General features: G+C 29.1%; 17 protein-coding genes and 2 riboswitches. Of the genes, 3 read left to right on the top strand and 14 right to left on the bottom strand.

Annotated elements, in window-relative coordinates; genetic code table 11:
* Positions 1-4: 4 nt before the first annotated feature.
* The 7 genes from ACTG45_RS16795 to ACTG45_RS16825 all read right to left on the bottom strand — a co-directional run bounded on the left by ACTG45_RS16795 (position 5) and on the right by ACTG45_RS16825 (position 7,868).
* Positions 5-1,396, bottom strand: a complete 1,392-nt coding sequence (locus ACTG45_RS16795) for a YfcC family protein (RefSeq protein ID WP_021386101.1) — start codon at positions 1,394-1,396, stop codon at positions 5-7.
* Positions 1,397-1,543: 147 nt separating this feature from the next.
* Positions 1,544-1,723: riboswitch (Lysine riboswitch) on the bottom strand.
* A gap of 121 nt (positions 1,724-1,844) precedes the next feature.
* Entirely contained in the window at positions 1,845-2,663 is an 819-nt protein-coding gene (locus ACTG45_RS16800) for a class I SAM-dependent methyltransferase (protein WP_021386104.1), read from the bottom strand.
* Positions 2,664-2,789: 126 nt separating this feature from the next.
* On the bottom strand, positions 2,790-3,554 hold the full coding sequence (locus ACTG45_RS16805; RefSeq protein WP_021386011.1) for an ABC transporter ATP-binding protein: 765 nt from the start codon (positions 3,552-3,554) through the stop codon (positions 2,790-2,792).
* Positions 3,538-4,488, bottom strand: a complete 951-nt coding sequence (locus ACTG45_RS16810) for an ABC transporter ATP-binding protein (protein ID WP_479919447.1) — start codon at positions 4,486-4,488, stop codon at positions 3,538-3,540. Before ACTG45_RS16810 ends, ACTG45_RS16805 begins: the two co-directional genes overlap by 17 nt.
* Before the next feature lie 14 nt (positions 4,489-4,502).
* The gene (locus tag ACTG45_RS16815; RefSeq protein ID WP_479919448.1) at positions 4,503-5,339 is read right to left on the bottom strand and encodes an ABC transporter permease; all 837 of its coding nucleotides are present in this window, start codon (positions 5,337-5,339) and stop codon (positions 4,503-4,505) included.
* A gap of 1 nt (position 5,340) precedes the next feature.
* A complete protein-coding gene (locus ACTG45_RS16820) occupies positions 5,341-6,288 on the bottom strand; it encodes an ABC transporter permease (protein WP_479919449.1) in 948 nt (315 codons plus the stop codon).
* Positions 6,288-7,868 carry an ABC transporter substrate-binding protein gene (locus ACTG45_RS16825; protein WP_479919450.1) on the bottom strand — a complete coding sequence of 527 codons (1,581 nt, stop codon included), beginning with the start codon at positions 7,866-7,868 and terminating at the stop codon, positions 6,288-6,290. The genes ACTG45_RS16820 and ACTG45_RS16825 overlap by 1 nt, the downstream gene beginning before the upstream one ends.
* A 147-nt stretch (positions 7,869-8,015) precedes the next feature.
* Positions 8,016-8,181: riboswitch (cobalamin riboswitch) on the bottom strand.
* Positions 8,182-8,347: 166 nt separating this feature from the next.
* Here ACTG45_RS16825 and ACTG45_RS16830 point away from each other — a divergent pair.
* Entirely contained in the window at positions 8,348-8,737 is a 390-nt protein-coding gene (locus tag ACTG45_RS16830) for a (deoxy)nucleoside triphosphate pyrophosphohydrolase (RefSeq protein WP_479919451.1), read from the top strand.
* An 18-nt stretch (positions 8,738-8,755) separates the two neighbouring features.
* Here ACTG45_RS16830 and ACTG45_RS16835 read toward each other — a convergent pair whose 3' ends face one another.
* The 6 genes from ACTG45_RS16835 to ACTG45_RS16860 form a co-directional block, all read right to left on the bottom strand.
* Complete coding sequence (locus ACTG45_RS16835) at positions 8,756-11,578, bottom strand: DEAD/DEAH box helicase (RefSeq protein WP_479919452.1); 2,823 nt, start codon at positions 11,576-11,578, stop codon at positions 8,756-8,758.
* A 90-nt stretch (positions 11,579-11,668) separates the two neighbouring features.
* Positions 11,669-13,309, bottom strand: a complete 1,641-nt coding sequence (locus ACTG45_RS16840; protein ID WP_479919453.1) for a PTS transporter subunit EIIC — start codon at positions 13,307-13,309, stop codon at positions 11,669-11,671.
* 19 nt (positions 13,310-13,328) lie between these two features.
* Positions 13,329-14,732, bottom strand: coding sequence for a Sapep family Mn(2+)-dependent dipeptidase (locus tag ACTG45_RS16845; RefSeq protein ID WP_479919454.1), 1,404 nt, complete (start codon positions 14,730-14,732; stop codon positions 13,329-13,331).
* A gap of 360 nt (positions 14,733-15,092) precedes the next feature.
* Positions 15,093-15,584, bottom strand: a complete 492-nt coding sequence (locus ACTG45_RS16850; protein WP_021386018.1) for a PTS sugar transporter subunit IIA — start codon at positions 15,582-15,584, stop codon at positions 15,093-15,095.
* Positions 15,585-15,609: 25 nt separating this feature from the next.
* Entirely contained in the window at positions 15,610-16,422 is an 813-nt protein-coding gene (locus tag ACTG45_RS16855; RefSeq protein ID WP_479919455.1) for a Cof-type HAD-IIB family hydrolase, read from the bottom strand.
* Positions 16,423-16,434: 12 nt separating this feature from the next.
* A complete protein-coding gene (locus tag ACTG45_RS16860) occupies positions 16,435-17,586 on the bottom strand; it encodes an iron-containing alcohol dehydrogenase (protein ID WP_021386097.1) in 1,152 nt (383 codons plus the stop codon).
* A 305-nt stretch (positions 17,587-17,891) separates the two neighbouring features.
* On the opposite strand from ACTG45_RS16860, the gene ACTG45_RS16865 reads away from it, so the two are divergent.
* Together ACTG45_RS16865 and ACTG45_RS16870 are read left to right on the top strand one after the other, a co-directional pair.
* On the top strand, positions 17,892-18,533 hold the full coding sequence (locus ACTG45_RS16865) for a transaldolase family protein (RefSeq protein WP_021385967.1): 642 nt from the start codon (positions 17,892-17,894) through the stop codon (positions 18,531-18,533).
* 25 nt (positions 18,534-18,558) lie between these two features.
* Positions 18,559-20,103 (top strand): BglG family transcription antiterminator, encoded by a 1,545-nt coding sequence (locus ACTG45_RS16870; RefSeq protein WP_479917507.1) that lies wholly within the window; start codon positions 18,559-18,561, stop codon positions 20,101-20,103.
* Between the two features lie 68 nt (positions 20,104-20,171).
* On the opposite strand, the gene ACTG45_RS16875 is transcribed toward ACTG45_RS16870, so the two are convergent.
* A complete protein-coding gene (locus ACTG45_RS16875) occupies positions 20,172-20,798 on the bottom strand; it encodes a YitT family protein (protein ID WP_021386047.1) in 627 nt (208 codons plus the stop codon).
* Positions 20,799-20,923 lie beyond the last annotated feature (125 nt).

Raw genomic sequence — 20,923 nt, forward strand, 5'->3', positions numbered from 1 at the left:
CCTATTAGAATCCTAGATATAATCCTATTGTCAAGAATACCATTACAAGAATTGTTAATACTACCATTAGAGGAACTACGAATCTAACCCACTTTGACCAAGGAATATTAGCTACTGCTAGTGCTCCCATTAAAACACCTGATGTAGGTGTTATTAGGTTAGTTACACCTATACCAAATTGATAAGCTGTAACTATCATTTGTCTAGATACATCAACTAAGTCTCCAAGTGGTGCAAGTACAGGTATTGTAAGTGATGCAAGTCCTGATGCTGATGGTATTAAAAATGCTATTAAACCTTCTATCAAGAAAGTTAAATTTATAAATATAGTTTTTGGTAGTCCATTTAATAAATTTGCTGCAGAATTTAAAATTGTATCTATTATAAATCCATTTTCTGCTATTATTACGATTCCACGTGCAAATGCTATACATAACCCAGCTGTCATTAAATCTCCTGCTCCACTTATAAATGAATTAACTATTTCATCTTGTTTAAGCCCTGACGCTATTCCTGATATTATACCTATTGCTGTAAATATCATTGCAATCTCAGTTATATACCATCCTAACCTTAAAACTCCAAATATCATAATTGCCATACCTATTACGAAAATTGCTATTACCATGGCTTCTCTTTTTGTAAATTCTTTTATGTTTGTATCAGTATTAGTCATTGATTCTTGATTTAGTGATATATCGTGTACTAAAGACTTTTTAGGGTCTTTTTTAACTCTATTGGCATACATCATAACAAATCCTATGGATATAGCCATATATATTATAAACATAACAACTCTAAACTCTATTCCAGAACCTGGTGTTATTTGTGACAATGCCTGTGCTATTCCTACAGAGAAAGGATTAGTAGTTGCCGCTCCAAATCCAGCTGTTGCTCCTATAAACACTGTTGCCACCGCAGTTAATGAATCATATCCCATGCTGGTCATAAGTGGAATAAATATCATATAAAAAGGTAATGTTTCTTCACTCATTCCAAAAGTTGTACCACCAAGACCAAACAAAATCATTGATATAGGTATTATTAAAAATTGAAACTTCTTCATTTTATTTACAGTGTGTGCTATAATGGCTTCTATTGCACCTGTTTTGTTAACTATTCCAAAAGCTCCTCCAACTATCAAAACAAATCCAACTACTTCAGCTGCATCTATAAATCCCTTTATAGGAGCTGAAAATACATCAGTAACACCTTGTGGATTTGATGGTGCTTTTTCATAAGTTCCAGCTACAACAACTGACCTTCCATCTATATCTACCCTTTCAAAATTTCCACTTGGTACTATCCAAGTAAGAACTGCCATTACCACTATTAATAAGAATATTATAGTAAGTGTCTGTGGCATACTAAACCTCTTCTTTTTTAAACTGCTCATTTGTAATCTCCCCACTTTTTAAATTAAAATATTTTATTATTGCATCCCTTTTCTATCCTATTTTGCATAGATGTAAAAAAGCTCAACATGGATACATGTTGAGCTAAATGTGCTAAATACAACATACCTACATCTTCCCTTTATCTTATCTAAGATAGCTCTCCATCAAAATTCGGGCTGATTTTGATGACAGTACTGTACTTATTAAATACAGTCCCAGCACTAGCTTTGGACACTAGCACTTCGGCACTTACTCCTTTTATATTGCTTCATTGGTTTCCGACCTCTTCAATATTAATCTTAGTAAATGCAACCTCTACCTCAATCTTTTTATTAGATGAGGTAATGCTTATTAAATTTTATTTATTGTAAATAATTGTAGCATAATATGTCGAGATTGTAAATATTTTCAATATAATAATACTTACATTTAATGACATTGACAAGTTTAATTTATACTATTCCAGTATATAATTATAACTTTAGTTTTATGTTTAAAAATATATTTATCTTCTCTTTTTTCTATATTATCTATATATTTATCTACCACTTCACCAAAATTAATCTTTTTATTTAATTCAGTTTCCATTTTAAGATGTATATCTTCTATGCTATCAAATTCAATTTCATTTTCTACATCAATAAACTTTGTGTCTGCACATATATTCAAAGAATGTAGTATATTTGGAATATATATATAATCTGGGCAGGTTCTATCTTTCTCCCCTAAATCAATATACAAGTCATTGAATAATGGCTTTTGAATAGTCCTTACTATAATTACTTTTTCTTTAGCCAACTTATTCATTTTATTCAAGGCATCTTTAATATTCCAAATTCTATAAAGTGAATTCACAGATAAAATGTAGTCACTGCACTCAATATTGACATCTTCCCACTTACCTTGTACTGTGTTTATATTAGTTATATTATGTTCCCTAATCTTTTGTCCAAGTACATCAAGCATATCCCTTGAAAAATCATTAGCAGTTACGACCTTGCATTTTTTAGAAAGTGGTATAGTAAATTTACCTGTACCTGCACCAATTTCTATAAGATTTTTTCCTTCATCTATTAATTTATCAATAAAATCAAATACTTCTTTTGAATAATCATAAAGTGTTGGATTATCATCATACTTATGAGATAATTTTTTAAAAAATAGTCTTTCCACCTCATCATCAAATGCTCTTTCCTTTGCATATCCTTCTTTATTTTCAATATACTCATGCCATTTTTTTTCGAAATCTATATCTTTATAATACATGATTAATCTTCCTTTCTAAAAATGTTAAGGTTGAGACTTATCATTTTCCATAATCAAAGTAAACCACTTTTACTAAATTAATGCTATATTAATTAAGTGCTTAACTAAATAATTGATTACTCTGCTCTAAAAATTAATAAAATTCTCAATAAGCTCTTTAGTGTAAGTATGCTTTGCACTTTTATATAATTCTTTGGAACCTATAATTTCAACTATCTTACCATTTAACATAACTGCAATTTCATCACTAAATTCCTTTACTAAGTCTATATCATGAGATATAAATAAATAGGTTATATTAAATTGTTTTTGAGCTTTTTTCAGAACTTGTACAACTTGAGCTTGTACAGATACATCTAACATTGATGTAGGCTCATCCAATATTATAAATTTAGGCTTTAATAAAAGGACTCTGGCTAAAGCAACTCTTTGTATTTGTCCTCCACTGACTTGATATGGGTATCTAGTTAAGATTTCCTCGCTGATTCCAACAAAACTTAAATATTCCTTTATATATTCTGTTGATTTATTCTTCTCATAGATTTTATGAATCTTTAATGGTTCTACAAGGCTATCATATATAGTTTTCTTAGGGCTTAGAGCTGAATCTGGATGTTGAAATATTACTTGCATCTCTTTTCTTAAATTCCTCATCTGAGAAAAATTATAATTACTTATATTTCTACCATTAAAATAAATTTTACCTCCATCAGATTTAACAAGTCTTAAAATAAGCCTTGATAAAGTTGATTTTCCACATCCGCTTTCTCCTACAAGACCCAAGGTTTTTCCTTCTTCTATTTCAAATGATACATCATCTACTGCCTTAACTATTTTCTTATTAATTATTCCGCTCCTAAACTCCTTATAAAGATTACAAACTTTTATCATAAATAAAACACCTCACCTTTGAGCCATTTACATCAAATAGCACTGGCTCATAATCAGAACATGATTTTTTTGCAACTTTACATCTTGGAAAAAATCTACATCCTTTTGGTAAGTTTGTTAGACTTGGTGCTATCCCATCAATAGGCATTAATTTTTTATTTGGCTGTGAATCAATTAGACCTTTTGTATAAGGATGTAAAGGGTTATTAAATACACTATCTTTAGAACCCCTTTCTATGATTTTCCCTGCATACATAACCATAACTTCATCACAAAGTTTTTTGGCTAACATTAAATCATGAGTTATAAGTATCATGCTAACACCCATATTACTTCTTAAATCACAAAATACCTCGTATACTTGTTTTCTTATTATTGCATCTAGCCCTTTAGTTGGTTCATCTGCAATTATCCAGTTTGGGTTTAGTGCTGTCCCTATAGCTGCCAATACTCTTTGGCTCATTCCTCCACTTAGTTGGAAACCATAAGAATTGTAAATTAAATCAGTATTTGAAAATGAAAATTTTCTTAATATATCTAAGCTCTTACTCTTACATGAGCTCTTTTTTTCTTTTGCATGATAATAGAAAAGTTCATTAATATGACTTCCTATCTTTAACATTGGATTAAAAGAACTCGACGGATTTTGTGGTATTAATGCTATCTTTTTTCCTCTAATTTCTCTGAGTTCTTTTTCCTTAAGTTTTAATAAATCTTTGTCTTCATATAAAATGCTACCTGAGACAATTGAATTATTGGATACAAGGTTTAAAATTCCCAATCCTAGTACTGATTTTCCACTACCAGTTTCTCCAATAATTCCTGTAATTTTACCACTTTGAAAAGTTACAGATACTTCGTCTACAGCTCTCACTTTTCCTTCTTTAGTATTAAAATAAATTTTTAAATCTTTTATATTTATATCTCTGCTCATATTTTTGATTCCTTCTAAAGATATTGACTTAAAGAGTTGATTTTTTCATCAAACATATCCCTTAGCGCATCACCAACTAAATTTATACTACAACACAATAATAATATGCTAAAGCCTGGTGCCAGCAACAAATTAGGATAACTTCTAAAATGTGTTTTAGCATCATTTATCATAACTCCCCAATCTGCCTGTGGAGGTTGTATCCCTAATCCTAAAAAACTTAGCGATGCCATAGAAAGTACACTCTTCCCTATTCTTATTGTAAATAGTACTATAAATGGAGCAAATATGTTTGGAATTATATAATGAAAAATTATATGAAGATGGCTGGCACCTAATGCTCTTGCACCTTCAACATATTTTTCCTCTTTTACCTTTAGTACCTCTCCTCTAACTACTCTTGAAAACCCAGCCCAAGAAGTAAATACTATTGCTATTAATAAACTTTTTATTCCTGGACCAAGAACTCCAGCAAGAGCAATCATAAAGCTAAGACTTGGAAGACCTTGAAATATATTTACAATCGACTGAATTATCATATCTACTATACCACCACAATACCCTGCTACTATACCTACAAAACTTCCAAATATCATTGTTAATAAGGTTGCTACAAATGCTAAAGATATAGACACTCTAGCTCCATACAATATCCTACTTAAAATATCCCTTCCTAGAGTATCAGTCCCAAGTATATGCTCTCTAGATATTCCCATTAACCTATCAGCCATTTGCACCTTATTAGGGTCATATGGAGCTAATTTAGGTGCAAAAAAAGCAAAAAGTATCATAATTATTAACACTAAAAAAGCTACTTTATGTATAAATAACATTCCTTTAAATTTCTCCATATCATTTACCCCCTATCCTTATTTTAGGATTAAGAAATAGATAACATATATCCACAACTAAACTAAATAATACAAATATAATTCCTGTAAATAGTACGTATCCCTGTACAACTGGATAGTCTCTACTCATTATTCCTTGTATTACATAGCTTCCCATACCTGGAATACTAAAAATAACCTCAACTACTGTAGAACCTCCTAAAATTGCACCAAAATAGTTTCCTAAAACGGTTACAATAGGCATTAAAGAATTTAAAAAAGCATATTTAAAAGTAATTATCCTATTTGGCAATCCTTTAGATTTTGCTACTGTTATATAGTTTTGTCCCATACTTTCTATTAAAGTTGCTCTATTTAACCTAACTACAGTTCCTATTGTACCAGCTGCTAAAACAAATCCAGGCATTATTAAGTGTTTAATTGTTCCATACCCACTCGTAGGTAGCCACCTAAGAGTTTCACAAAATATACCTAGCATGATAATTGCTAACCAAAATCCTGGGATAGAAGTCAGAAATAATGATACAAAAGTACCAATCTTATCTATAGCTGAATCCTTTTTAAGAGCCATGATTATAGCTAATGGTATAGATAATACTATAACAAAAAACATAGCCATTAAAGATAAAGAGAAGGTTATTGGCAACCTTCTCAATATATCTTCTGTGATAGATGTCTTTTTGATATAGGAAAGTCCTAAATCTCCAGTTATAGCTTTTTTAGTCCAATTAATATATTGAACTACAATACTATCATTTAATCCTAACTCTTCTCTAACTATTTCTATTTCTTCTTCTGTAGGAGCAGAAACACCATCCATGCTTAAATATTCAACTGCTGGGTCACCAGGAGCTATAATACCCAATATAAATGCTAGAAATGTTATTCCTACCAAAATAGGAATAGTCATCAATATTCTTTTAATTAAATATTTAAATGAATTTTTCACTACTCACTCCACTCCATATTTACTAATGTAGTTCCATATAATGTCGGCTTGTACCCAGCTATTTTTTTATTATAGGCAATTAAGTTAACATCTTCAAATAATGGTATAGCTGATGGATGTTCTGCTGATATATCTTGAAGTTCATCATATATTTTACTTCTTTCATCTAAATTCATTGTTTTTTCTAATTTAGCTATTAACTCATCTGCTCTTTCGTTCTTATAACCTAACGAATAAGCTATATTACTTGACCCTGTACTTCTCATATAACTATCAAATATAGAAAATGGTTCTGCATTTGGAAGCCCTTGTGTGTGAAGTGCTATATCATAATTTCCTGTTTTTTGTGCTTCCTTAAAAGCAGCTCCATCAAGTATAGTTATTTTAGAATTTAATCCAACTTCACTTAATACAGATTGTATATATTCAGCAACAGTTTTATATGGGTAACGGTCTACACCATAAGATGGAATTATAAACTCTAGCTCCTTTATTTCCCCATTTAGTTCGTCCTTTATTATTTTCTTTGCTTTTTCTGCATCATAAACAGGTTTAATTTCCTTACCAAAAGGAGAACCTTGATTCAATATATTCATAGTTGGAGTTCCGTATCCTCCATAAAATTTATCTACTATGGTTTCTCTATCTACCAGCAAACTTAAAGCTTCTTTTATTTTCACATTATTAAACGGTGCTCTAGTACCATTTGTTGATATAAATTGAGTTATTGTTGATGGAGACGATTTAATCTCAAAGTTTTCATCCTTTACTAGTTCACTAGCTAACTCTGGAGTAATTGCCCCTAAATCCATAACACCCATAATTTCTTCTGATTTAAGTGCTGTGTAACGAGTTTGAGCATCTTTAATTACGTTTACTCTTACATTTTTAATTTTACTTTTTTCTCCATAATAATCTTGATTTCTCTCTAACAAAACATATTGTTCTTTTTCTCTTTCTTTTATTTTAAATGGCCCAGTTCCTTGTGCATATTTAGTAAAATCTCCAGTTTGTACATCAAAACACTCTGGACTATACATAGCACTTCCAAACCTAGCCATATTATATATTAAAGTTGATATCGGTTTACTAAAAGTAAGTTTAACTTCATAGTCTGAAACTTTACTCACATCTTGTAAATTAGGATATGTTTTTTCTATATCAAATGAATAAAAAGGCGAAGATTTAGTTTTCATACTCATATAACGCTCAAAGTTTTTTACTACTGAATCTGCATTTAATTCTACTCCATCATGGAATTTTACACCTTTCTTTATTGTAAATGTCCATTCTTTATAATCATCTGAATTTGACCACTTCTCTGCAAGCTCAGCTTTTGGTTTTCCGTCATCGCTTAACCCTATTAATGGCTCCCAGACATAAAGTATTGAACTTGTGTAATACGCATCTTGCTCTCCTGGAGCCAAATCCCTAGCTGCTGCTAAAACTACTTCCTTTTCATTATTCATCTTGCTAACATCATTATTTTCTTTTGGTTTGCCACATCCAACTAATAAGGACAACATTAACACAACTGTTAAAACTATACTAATCAGCTTCCCATTTAAATTCTTCCTCATGATATACTTCCCCCTTATTTATAAATATGAGCATTAAAAAAGTTATAGCAAATAATGCTATAACATCCCATTTTAATATGTATACTTTAGTTTCCAAATTCAATATACAAAATAATAAATTTAGTTGCTCCCCCCTAAACTTATTTACTAATATTTAATGTAGGTATCTGACTTACATTTTATACCTCAACCTTACCAAGTAACCTATAGTAGATATGAGGAATTTATTCATGCTTACAGTGATGGGTTCGTGTTGGACTTTCACCAACTTCCCTACTCTTTAAATATGTTTATTCAATTATTAACTTAATTGTATGCAATCTTATATGGATTGTCAACTTAAATCAAAATATATCACTATTTGTAAAGTAAATCCCCTCCAAAAAACGATATACACTATTGTACTTACAATTAACTCTATAATTTTAAATTTGTTTAAATTTGTTAATTATGGTATTTTATTTTATGAGGTGATTTAGTTGAAAAAAACAATAAAAGTTGTTGCTGCAATTATAGAAAATAAGGATAATGAAATTCTATGCGCTCTTAGAGCCCCAAATATGTCTCTACCAAATCACTGGGAATTTCCAGGTGGAAAGGTTAAAGAAGGGGAATCTTTATTTGATGCAATAGAAAGAGAAATACAAGAAGAATTAAGTTGTAAAGTAAAAGCAGATATTATATTTGCTGAAAACACTCATGAATATGAAAAAATTATAGTAAACTTAATTGGTATAAAATGTTCATTAATAGAAAGGTTTCTTACTCCTAATGAACATTCTAAGTTAGTTTTCCTTGCAAAGGAAAATTTAAGCTCTTTAGTATGGGCTCCTGCAGATATCCCTATTGTAAAAGAGATAATGAAATAGGGATATATTGATATATCCCTATTTCATTATCTCTACTTTTTTTATAAATTCTCTATATATTTTAACAGGAACTTCTTGATGAAGTTTTATTTTCATTGTTATAGGTTTCTCCCCACTGTATTCTACAGTGTCACCTTTACCTATATAAATATATGGCTGTGCCTTCTTATCTATTTCTTTATATTTTCTCACAAATAAATGTAAGTTAACTTTTCTATCTTTATTATGAATTAAATTCTTACCTCTATCAGTCAACTGTCGTGTAGAATTTGGAGATTGCCACTGAAAATAATTTTGATTTAAAAATTTATCCTTATAGTTTATTCTTTCGTCTATTCCTTCTTCCTTATGCAAATCGATAAACAGGAAATATTCATTCCCATTAGCTAAAAGTCCACTACCCCTAAATGAAGAATGAATCTTTCTATAATTAGAAAGTAATGCTATATCAATCATTTTGTACTGTTCATATAACTTTAAGAATGGTACTCCATAATAATCTTCTTTGAACTCTTTTTCATATCTAATAATACCATAATTAATAGCATCCTCTATATATTTTCTATATTTTTTATCATTAATTATTTGATTAAATATACTACTTCTATATAAAGTATTCCTTTCATACTCTATTAGTTTAACCTTATTTTTTATTATTGATGAATCACAATATTGATGATTTAAACATTCAAAAGCATGAATTATACTATCATGGTCTACTTTATTAATATACTTCAATATTTCATTACTTGCTATTTCTATGCTAATACTATCATGATTTAATAAATATTTAAGTATAATAAATTCATTTATTCTTTTTAAAGGTAGACTAGTATTTAATTCTCTTAATATTTTTTCAAAATCTTCATCCATTAATAAAGTTTTAATACTATCATCCTTTTCTGTTTTACCTACAAAACTTAAATAGGTCCCATCTTTATCTATAAACTTAACTGGGTCTGGTGAGCCATCAAATTTTATATAATCTAATAACAAATATGGTACTTTTCCTCCACATAATATTTTGAACTGATTATACTCTTCTCTCAAATATTGTGCTGACCTGAAATTTTCTCCATCAATTTGTGTTAGAATCCTTTCCTTGGAAATCTCATCAATTTGAATATGAGTACATCCTGGTATATTAGCAAAATCAGTACTTACAGCTACTTTTATACTATCCTTATCATAATATCTTGCACCATTTAAAGCTATAGCTATTAAAAATGTCTTATTATGATTTCCTATAAAATCAAGTACTGTTAAAAATTCTTTATCTCCACTTTTTCTAAGTCCTCTCCCTAATTGTTGAATAAATATTATAGGAGATGCAGTAGGTCGTAACATTAAAACTGTATTTATAGAAGGTATATCAACACCTTCATTAAAAATATCAACAGTAAATATAGCCTGTAGGCTATCCTTATTACTTTCTAGTAGTTTAATGTATTCTTGTCTTTTATCAATAGAATCCTCGCCACAAAGTGCAACACTATTTATACCTCTTTTTTTAAACTCTTCAGCCATATATCTTGCATGTTCTATATTTACACAAAATCCTAATAATTTTCTAAACTGTCCATCATGTCCATAAAATTTCATTTTTTCAATAATAAAATCTACTCTTTTATGTATCATTAAACGTTTAGCCAATTCTGATGTATCATCTAAATTAATATCCTCTAAATCTACACCCTCAACATCTGTTATACCAAAGTAATGAAATGGTATTACTAAATCTTCTTCAAGTGCTTCATGCAATCTAACTTCTAAGGCAACATTATTATCAAAAAGCTCAAATACACTTAAACTATCACATCTCTCTGGAGTAGCAGTCATACCTAATGTAAACTGAGGTTTAAAGTAATTCAAAACATTTAGATATGATTTACTAGCACTATGATGAGCTTCATCAACTATAATATAATTGAAATAATCCTCTTCAAATTCAGTATAATGCTTATTCATAGTCTGTATCGTTGCAAATAGATAATTTGCCTCATAGTTTTTTTTATTGCCAGTAAATAAACCTGTTTTTAAATTTCTTTCTCTTAATAATCTATCAAATGTTTCTTTTGACTTCTTTAAAATTTCTTCCCTATGAACTATGAATAATAATCTCTTCGGTTTAAATTCCATTACATCAAATGCGGACATATATGTTTTCCCTGTCCCAGTAGCTGCAATAACTAAAGCTTTATTTTCTCCATGAACCCTTAGCCTTTCTAGATTTTCCATAGCTTTTATCTGCATCTTATTAGGTCTAATAGGTACAAAATTATCAAACACCATTTTTCTTTTTAATTCTGTTCTCTTAATTTCATTTAGAAATAACATATATCTTTGTAACACTTCATCATTAAGATTTGAACTCATCTTCCAAAGGTTGTCATACTCCTTTAATACATCCTTTATAAATGGCTCCTCTTCTTTTGAAACTATCTTTACATTCCATTCTATATTGCTTTTTAATGCACTTTGAGTAATGTTTGAAGAACCTATTATAATTTTATAATGGTCTACATTTTCAAAAATGTATACCTTTGTATGAAAACCTTTTTCTTTATCTGCTATGAATATTTTCATATCTACATTATTAAATTCTTTTATTTTTTCTAATGCTTTTGGCTCTGTAAAATTTAGATATGTAGTAGTTATTATCTTGCCTTTTACATTTTTTTCTTCTAATTCTTTAAATGTATCTAGCAACAACTGTACTCCACTATAATTTATAAATGCTACACTAAAATAAAATGCTTTACATTCTTTTAAGCTTTTCTTTAGTTCATTTAATAAATTACTATATTTTGAATTTATAATTAGTTGTTTTGATTCCTGCATTGTTTTCCCCTTAATTGTTATAAATATGTTTAAATTATAGCATAAAAATAGAGAAGCGTCCTTATTTTAGCTTGTATGGCTCTACATCTATTAATCTACACCTAATACAGCTTTAACCTTAGATGCTATTGTAATAACCCTTGGTCCAAATATAACTTGAACTGAGTTTTTCTTTTTAACAACTCCGCTTGCTCCTAACTCATTTACCCAAAAACAATCTTCATAAAATCCATCTATTGAATTTAACTCTACTCTAAGTCTAGTTGCGCAGTTCGTAATGTTTTTTATATTGTCACTCCCTCCTAAACCTTCTATTATAGAATATACAAGTTCTGTATCCTTATCTTCTACTGTCCCATTGTCTGTAGATTTAACAGCACCTGCAGATTGTTTTTCTCTATATTCTTTCTTACTGTAAAGCTTAACTTCTTCTGAACTTCTTCCTGGTGTTTTTATATCAAACTTCTTAATTGCCCATGTAAATATTACATAAGTAACTATAAAGAATATTGGTATTAAAAATAATAGAGGTAATGCATCTACCTTTTGAGGTTGTAATAAGTTAGGGAACATATTTCTAAATGATTCACCCATTATAGAAACATTAAACATCTCTGTAAACACATATGTTAATCCTGCTAGTGGAACATATGCCACAAAGTACAATAATGGTGCAACAAACAGGAATGTATATTCTATAGGTTCTGTTACTCCTACTAGCATAGCTGTCACTATTGCTGGTATCAATATACTTAGGGCTTTTTTCTTATTAACATTATCGGATAACTTGTACATAGCTAAAGCTGCTGCTGGTAATATTGCAAAATGTATTAGTAATCGCCCTGTTGTAAAATTACGAGTAATATAAGATAGTGTATCTGGGTCTCCCATTTGAGCCAATCTGATATTGTTAACACCTTCGTAAATTGCTCCACCTACTTCCATTGTTCCACCTACTCTTGTGTATTCTATAGGAAATGCAATTAAGTGGTGTATCCCAAATGGTAATAACGCTTTATCCATTGCTCCAAAAGTAAACGTTCCTAATAATCCACTTGAACCTATCCAATTACCAAGCTTAGATAATGCTAAACCTATTGGTGGCCATATGAAGTACATTCCTGTGCCTAATACTATTGCTGCTATAAACATCATAATCATTGAAGACCTTGCTCCTGAGAAAAAAGATAATGCACTAGGAAGTTCTGTGTCAACAAATTTGTTATGTACTGCACTAGCCACAAAACCTGCTATTATAGCTCCAAATATACTACAGTCATATGATAATATTCCTAAGAAAGAACCATATAATGAGCTACGACTATATGCTTCTGCCTCACCTAATCCAGATGCCATAAATGCTTCCGCTGTAACTGTGTCTGAATTTATACCATTTGCTACTAATAATGTGTTTATAACTGTGTGCATTCCTATGAATAAAACAATTCCTCCTAATGCACCCCACCCTTTTTCCTTTTTAGATAATCCAAAAGCTATACCAGTAACAAAGAATATAGGTAAATATCTCATTACCATAAATCCTAGGTCATTTATTACTTTAAAGAATACATTTATAAATGAACCTTCCTGTATTAACCCGCTGAGCCCTAAAGCAGAAACGTTTTCCATATTTGCAAAAGCTGACCCTAATCCTATAAATACTCCTGCTACAACAAGTAATATAACAGGAATCATCATTGCTCCAGAAAGTACTTGTAATTTATCCTTCATAGTATTATTTCCTCCATTTTTATTGAAATGCTAAACTATATAATGCATATATATAAACTTCTATAGCTTTATATAGTGTGTCCATACTTATGTTTTCATTTGCCTGGTGTGAATTTGGAATATCTCCCTCTATTGTGGGACCAAATGCAACTCCATTTTCTAATACCCTTGCATAAGATGCAGCTCCTTTTGTAAAAAGTTCTGCTTCTTTTCCAAAAACTTGTTTATATGCAATTGATAACTTATTTATTAACTTACTATCTGGTTCTACATACAATAGTTTTAAATCCTTATATATATTAACTATTAAATTTTCTTTTTTTCCAAGTTCATTGATTTTATTAATTATAAATTCCCAACTTATACCCTTAGGATATCTAAAATCTATTTTCATACTTAACTCATTTTTTTCTAATAAAAGGCTCATTATACATATTGTAGAAATTCCCATATCTACATCTTCTGTATATAATCCTAATTTTTTTCCATGATTATCATCTGTAAAGTATGAATTTAAAATATCTTTTATTATGATTCCTTTATCATTTAGCTTTTTGATTTTATCTAAGTCCTTTGCTAAATTGAATGCACAGTTATACGACCTGTGTGGGTTCCTTGATAAAGCCCTTTTTCCTATATATCTTACTAATATTTTATCTTCTTCAATTTCTTCTATCTCTGTATAATAAACCAATAATTTTATTAAATCTTCCTTATCATTAGTTTTAAAAATAGCTTCAATTTTATTACATACAAATCCATCTTCTTTATTTGACTTTATCTCAACTAAATTGTGATTTCTAAGTCTATCTTCTTTTATTTCCTTTTTTAGATTAAAGTACAAAATACCCTTCTCTCCATTTACTATTGGGAAGTTTCCATCTGGAGAAAATGCAAACTTTGGCTGTTCATTGATGCTAAAGTAATGCTCCATACATTCCCAAGTTGTTTCTTCAGCTCCACCTACTATCAATCTAATCTTTCTCTTTGGTTTTTCATTAAGTTGCCTTAAGAAAAGTAATGCATATAAAATTCCTACCAAAGGTCCTTTGTTATCATTAACGCCTCTACCATAAAGATAATTATCTTTTTCACAAACTTTAAAAGGTTCACTCTTCCACAGCTCTTTAGTATATATTGGTACAACATCTATATGATTAAGTACCCCAACTACTTCTTCGCCTTCTCCATATTCTATATGGATTGCATATCCATCAAAATCTTTTACAACAAAATCTTTGTCTTTTGCTATTTGAATAAGCTTATCAAATGCATTTCTTATTTCTACCCCAAATGGCTGATTTATATCTATTGTACTTTCATCTCTAACTGAAGGTATCTCAACTAGACTCGCAATATCTTTTACTATGTTCTCTTGATTGGATTTTAAATAATCAATAATTAGCTCTTTATTTACTATCATCTTAATTATTTATCACCCCTTTATATTAGTTTTACAAAGCATTTAAGTTCATATCTACATTATAAATTTTGAATATTGTTTTTTCAATATTTCAAATACTTCTCTAAATTACCATAATGATACGGTAAATAATCAACAGATTGTGACAAAATCATAATCTACCATTTATTAACATTTTAATTAACTGTTATCTCTAAATTTAATGTAACTTACTTCTAATAAAATATCTCAAAAAGAGAGTCTCTCAAAATGAACTTTTTAGTCCATGAGACATTCTTTGTTGTGTGAAATCAAATATATTTTCACCATTTCAACAATGAAAAAGAGGCTTATCTCTATTTTGAGATAGCCTCTTTATATCTATTCAATTTCCATTATCACACTATTGATATCTACATTTCTAGGTTCTAGCCTATACTTTATTATTCTCTTAACAGCATCCACATCATCCATTATTACTACAGGAGTTATTACGTGTAAATCATTTGATTTTATAATATCCAAATCTACTTCCATTATTAAATCTTTAGCTTTTACCTTATCTCCTGCCTTTACCTTAACATCAAATGGTTTTCCTTCTAGTGATACTGTCTCTAATCCTACATGTATTAACATGTTTGTTCCATCAGCACTCTTAATCATTACAGCATGCTTTGAATCAAATATGCTGACTATTTCACCATCAACAGGAGAATATAACTTTCCCTCGCTCGGTATTATAGCTACTCCATCTCCCATCATCTTTTGAGCAAAAGCTAAATCTGGGACATCTTCTAAATTAACTAAATTTCCCTTAAATGGACTATATATCTTCTCAGTCTTATTTTCTTTTTTCTTAAATATGTTAAACATAACACACTCTCCATACTATAAAATTTTATGCTAATACTTTTCTTAAAGCCTTTGCTACTCCATCATTTACATTTGTATCAGTTACAAAATCCGCCTTAGACTTTACTTCATCTATAGCATTTCCCATAGCAATACCAAGACCTGCAAATTCAATCATAGATATATCATTTTCATTATCACCTATACAAATAACTTCTTTGCTATCTATACCTAATATCTCACAAAACTTTTTAACTGCAATACCTTTTGAAGTACCTTTACTCATAACTTCAAAATTTATCTTTCCAGAACTTACTACTTCTAAATCTCCTTGTTTTTTAAGCTCACTCTTTGCTTTTTTTAGAGACTCTGAGTCTTCTGAAAATAGTATACACTTTAAAATCTCATCTTCAGCTCTTTCTAGTAAAATTTCACAGCTTGCATTTTCTATTATTTCAATTCTGTCTTCTTCTTTATTTTTACTGTTTACTAATCTGTATGGATGTTCTTCTCCTATTTCATTGTTAGCTATAATTCTTCTACATCCCTTAAAATGTCTATTTAAATTATATTTTTCACCTATTGTGTATATCTTTTCTAGTGCATCTTTACTTAAAGCTTTTTTATACTCATATCCTGGTAAATTAAAATATGTTCCATTAGTTGAAATAACATATATATCATCACCTAAAATGCTTGTAAAGTATCTCATAACATTATAAGGTCTTCCTGTAACTAATGCTACCTTAATTCCCTTTTCCATAGCTTCTTTTAATGCTTTAATATTTTCTTCTGATATTTCAAATCCTTTACCCATTAAAGTCCCGTCCATATCAGTGCAAATTAATTTATAGCTCATTTGTATCACATCCTAGTAAGATTTTTCTAATATTTCAACAAGGTCTTCTTTCTTTCCAAAAGGTAAAAATCCTAAAACTGGACAACTTATTATTTCTTCTAACTGCTCTCTTGTAACATTAAACTCAGACATTTTTGTCTTAAGGCCTACATTCTTTAAAAAACTTTCTATTTCATTCTTTAAAGCTTTAGCTGCTTCATTATCTTCTACATTTTCTAATTCTTTGTTGAATATTCTAGCTACTTTAGCAAATTTAGCTATATTATTGTCACAGAACTTTTCTGTAAATGCTGGGAATACTATAGCTAAAGCTTCACCATGAGGAATATGTGTAACCCCTCCTATTATCTCACTTAGTGGATGTGGTGCTGCTGCTCCAGCATTTGCTAGTGAGCTTCCACCTAATGTATCTGCCACTGCTAGTTTTGTTCTATATTCTATATTGTTTTTTTCTTCCATTACCTTAGGTAGATAGTTAACAACTAATTCCATAGATTTTTCAGACATTATCTCTGTAAAATCATTAGCATTTGGGTTTATGTAACTTTCAAATGCATGAGTAAAGGCATCAAATGCTGTTGATGCAGTAATTCTCTCTGGTAAAGTCAGCATAAGTTCTGGGTCTACTATACATTCTCTTGAGAAACAATTTTGATGGAATATTGTATTTTTCTCGCTTCCTCTTGATATTACTGCTGCTTGTGTAACTTGGCTTCCTGTTCCAGAAGTAGTTGATACAGCTATTAATGGTAATTCTTTTTCACTTACTTTATCATATATTTTAAATGCATTTGTATATGTATTAAACATATAATCCCAATCTATTTTTTCTAGTCCAAAAGTTAAGGCTAATATTTTAGCAGTATCTATACTTGAACCTCCACCAACAGCTAAAACAACATCTACAGATTCTTTTTTAGCTAACTCAAAGCCTTCATTTATTAGCTCTACAGTTGGATTTGGCTGTACCTTATCAAAGTGTACAACTTCTATACCTTTTCCTGTTAAATCTAATCTAACTCTTTCATATAACTTGTCTAATGGCTCTACATTTGGAGTAGTAACTAACAAACATTTCTTTCCATATTTTCCTATTATTCTAGGTAACTCACTTAAAGTTCCTTGTCCAAAATTGATTCTTGATGGTTGATAAAAGTTAATCATATTTTTCCTCCCTTAAATTATTGCCTTCATATTCAAATTATACCTATCACAGGATTTTTAAGGCAATACTTTAACTGTTAACTCTTATTTACTAAAGCTTATGGCAATTAATAAACAATCAATGTTTTATTATTACCATATCATTATGTAAATTTTATTAAGTAGTCATGTGATAATTTTATAAACAATCTTATTGTATAATTAACTTAATATCTTATAAATAAAAATTATTGTATTCAGAGGACGTCTATAGCTAATAAAAGAGTACTTTTATTGTAATAAATAAATTAAAGGAGAATTAAATTATGAAATATTTAATAGATAGTGCAAATCTTGATGAAATTCAAAAGTGTTTAAGGTATGGATTTAAAGGAATAACAGCTAATCCATCTATGTATCTTAAAGAAAATGTAAACTTTTATGAATTCATTGAAGCATGTACTAATTTAAATCCAGAAATATTAACTGCTGAAGTTATAGGAAATGATTTATATGAATTACTTGAGTCTTGTGATAAGATATCAAATATAAACAAGAACACTATAATAAAAATAAATTTTTCTGAAGTTGGCTTAGAACTTATAAACATATTGAATGGTAAAGGTGTAAAAACTGCATGCACCTTAATTTTTAATACAAATCAAGCGTCATTAGCTATAAATGCAGGTGCTGATTACCTATTCCCTTTCATAGGTAGAAATGATGAAAATGGATATGATGGTATAAAAAACCTTACAGAAATATGTAACCTTATATCAATAAATGGATATAATACTAAAGTTGTTGCAGCTTCTATTAAAAATGTATTCCACTTAACTCAAGCATCTCTTTGTGGATGTGATTATGCAGCTGTAACATATGATTTATTTAAAAAAGCTTCTTTTAACCAGCTTACAGTAGATGGTACCAATACTTTTGAAAAAGATTGGTCCCAAGTTAATAAATAGCAATTAAGATTTAGGAGGGTTTGCATTGAACAAAAGATTATTAGATATTGCAGAATTATTGCTAAATAGTTCAGACTATATTACTGTAAATACTATTGCTGAAGAATTAAATGTTAGTAATAAAACTATTCGTAATGACCTTGTTATTTTAGATGAATGGCTTTTAGAGTTTGACTTATCCTTAGATAAAAAGACGGGTTCAGGAGTTATTATTCTAGGTAATGAAGATATAAAACTTAAAGTTATTAGAGATATCAACGATAAATCAAATTGTATATATGCGTACTCTCCTGAAGATAGAAAAAGATATATTTTGAGTAAATTGTTTATTAAAAATTCTAAGTTTAGGATTCGTGATATTTGCAATGAACTACATGTTAGTAGAGCCACTGTGCATAAGGACTTGGTAGTTATTCAAAAGTTTTTGCAAAACTTTAAAGTAGTACTAGTTAGAAAAACCAATAATGGTGTATATCTAGAAGGTAAAGAAAAAGATATTAGAAAGGCAATTTTTGAACTTGCTACTTCTAATAAAAGTTATACTGAACTTAAAGAAATATTATTCTCGATATCTGATAAAGATAAGGATACTCCTTCAACAAAAATATTTAAGGAGTTATTCAATTATGATTTCGAGAAATTATCTCAAATTACTCTACATACTTTACAAGTAGAAAAAAGTAATCTCAGTGATGAGTATTATATAAATTTCTTAATACATATAGCTATATGTATTAAAAGAATTTCTATTAACAGATATATTAACTTATCTGAAAGTTTTTTTAAAGAATTATTAGAACATGAGTGCTTTGGAAAATCAAAAACCTTATGCTCTAATCTAAGTGAAGCTTTTGATGTAGAATTTATTGATGAAGAGGTTTGTTATATTCTTCTTCATATAGAGGGATTACTCAAATCAATAAAGAAAATAACTACTCTTGAACCCCTTAGAAGTGAAGAAATTACAGAGTATAATCTATCTGAAGCAATAGCTACTTATTGGGGTGATATACTAAATCTAAATTTAAAAGAAGATTTAGTATTAATAAAATCTCTTGCTAATCACCTTAAGTCAGTTTTACACCGAATAAATTATGGATTTACTATTACAAATCCCATATTAAATGATATAAAGAGAACATTTCCATACACATATAAGGCTGCCAAAGAGTCTAATACTGTTATTAAACGTTTGATGAATTACGAGGTCAATGAAGATGAAATAGGATATCTTACTTTATATTTAATATCAGCAATAGATAGAAACAAAGCTCCCTTAAATACTGTTTTAATATGTCATTGTAGTGCTGGTGTATCCAACTTATTAGTTCAAAAATTAAGCTTTGAGTTTAACCAGATTAATATAGTTGAATCTATCCCCATCTCTTCTATTTCATTTACAAATTTTGAAGATGTAGACTTAATACTAACTACTGCTCCTGTAGACTTTGAACATCATGCTGAGTTGATAAATATAAATGCCCTTTTAAGCAAGCATGATATCTCTAGACTTAGTACAATTATTAAAAAGCTATATTCTGAAAAAAATAAAATACTATCATTTAAATAAACATAAAAAATATCAAGATGACTTAAGTTATCTTGATATTTTTTATATTTAAAGTAAATTTTACTATTTTATTGAGTACAAGCACTATTCATATTGTTAGTTTCTTCAGTATTTTTTGCAAATTTTGTAGTTACAAACCCTATTGTTTTTATTATTAATAGCAAAGATATTAATGAATATATAGATATCATAAAGTTCTTACTTATGATTCCAGATGCAACTATTATAAATCCATCTAAAATAAATAGTATAACTGGTAACTTCAAGAACTTAATTATCCTATTAATAAGCATGGCCACTAAATCAGTTCCACCAGTACTACATCCCCTTATTATCGCTATACCTATAGCAGTTCCCACTAATAATCCACCTATTATCCCTGCCACTAATAAGTTGTCAGTTATATGAGTTTGTGGTATTACTTTTAAGAATAATGGACCCATAAGAGTTATATATAATGTTTTTATTCCAAAGCCTTTACCCAAAAATAATACTCCCATTACTAGAAGTGGCATAGATATTCCTAAAGAGATATTCTCAACAGGCATTGATAAAAATGTACTAAGTACAACAGATAATCCTGTTATACCTCCTGGAGCTAGTGTATGCTCTGCAAAGAAAAAATTAACTGCTAATGCCATTAAAAATGCTGATATTGTTATTAATAAATAGTCTTTTACCATTTCTTTTTTCATTTAATAACCTCCAATAATTACATTATTTCAGTATAAAAAATCAATTAGATTATTCTGATTTCTCATAGTTTTTCATAAAAGTAATGCTTCCTTAAAACATTAAGAAAGCATCTCTTTTATCATAG

The organism is Clostridioides sp. LIBA-7602, from assembly GCF_056688945.1.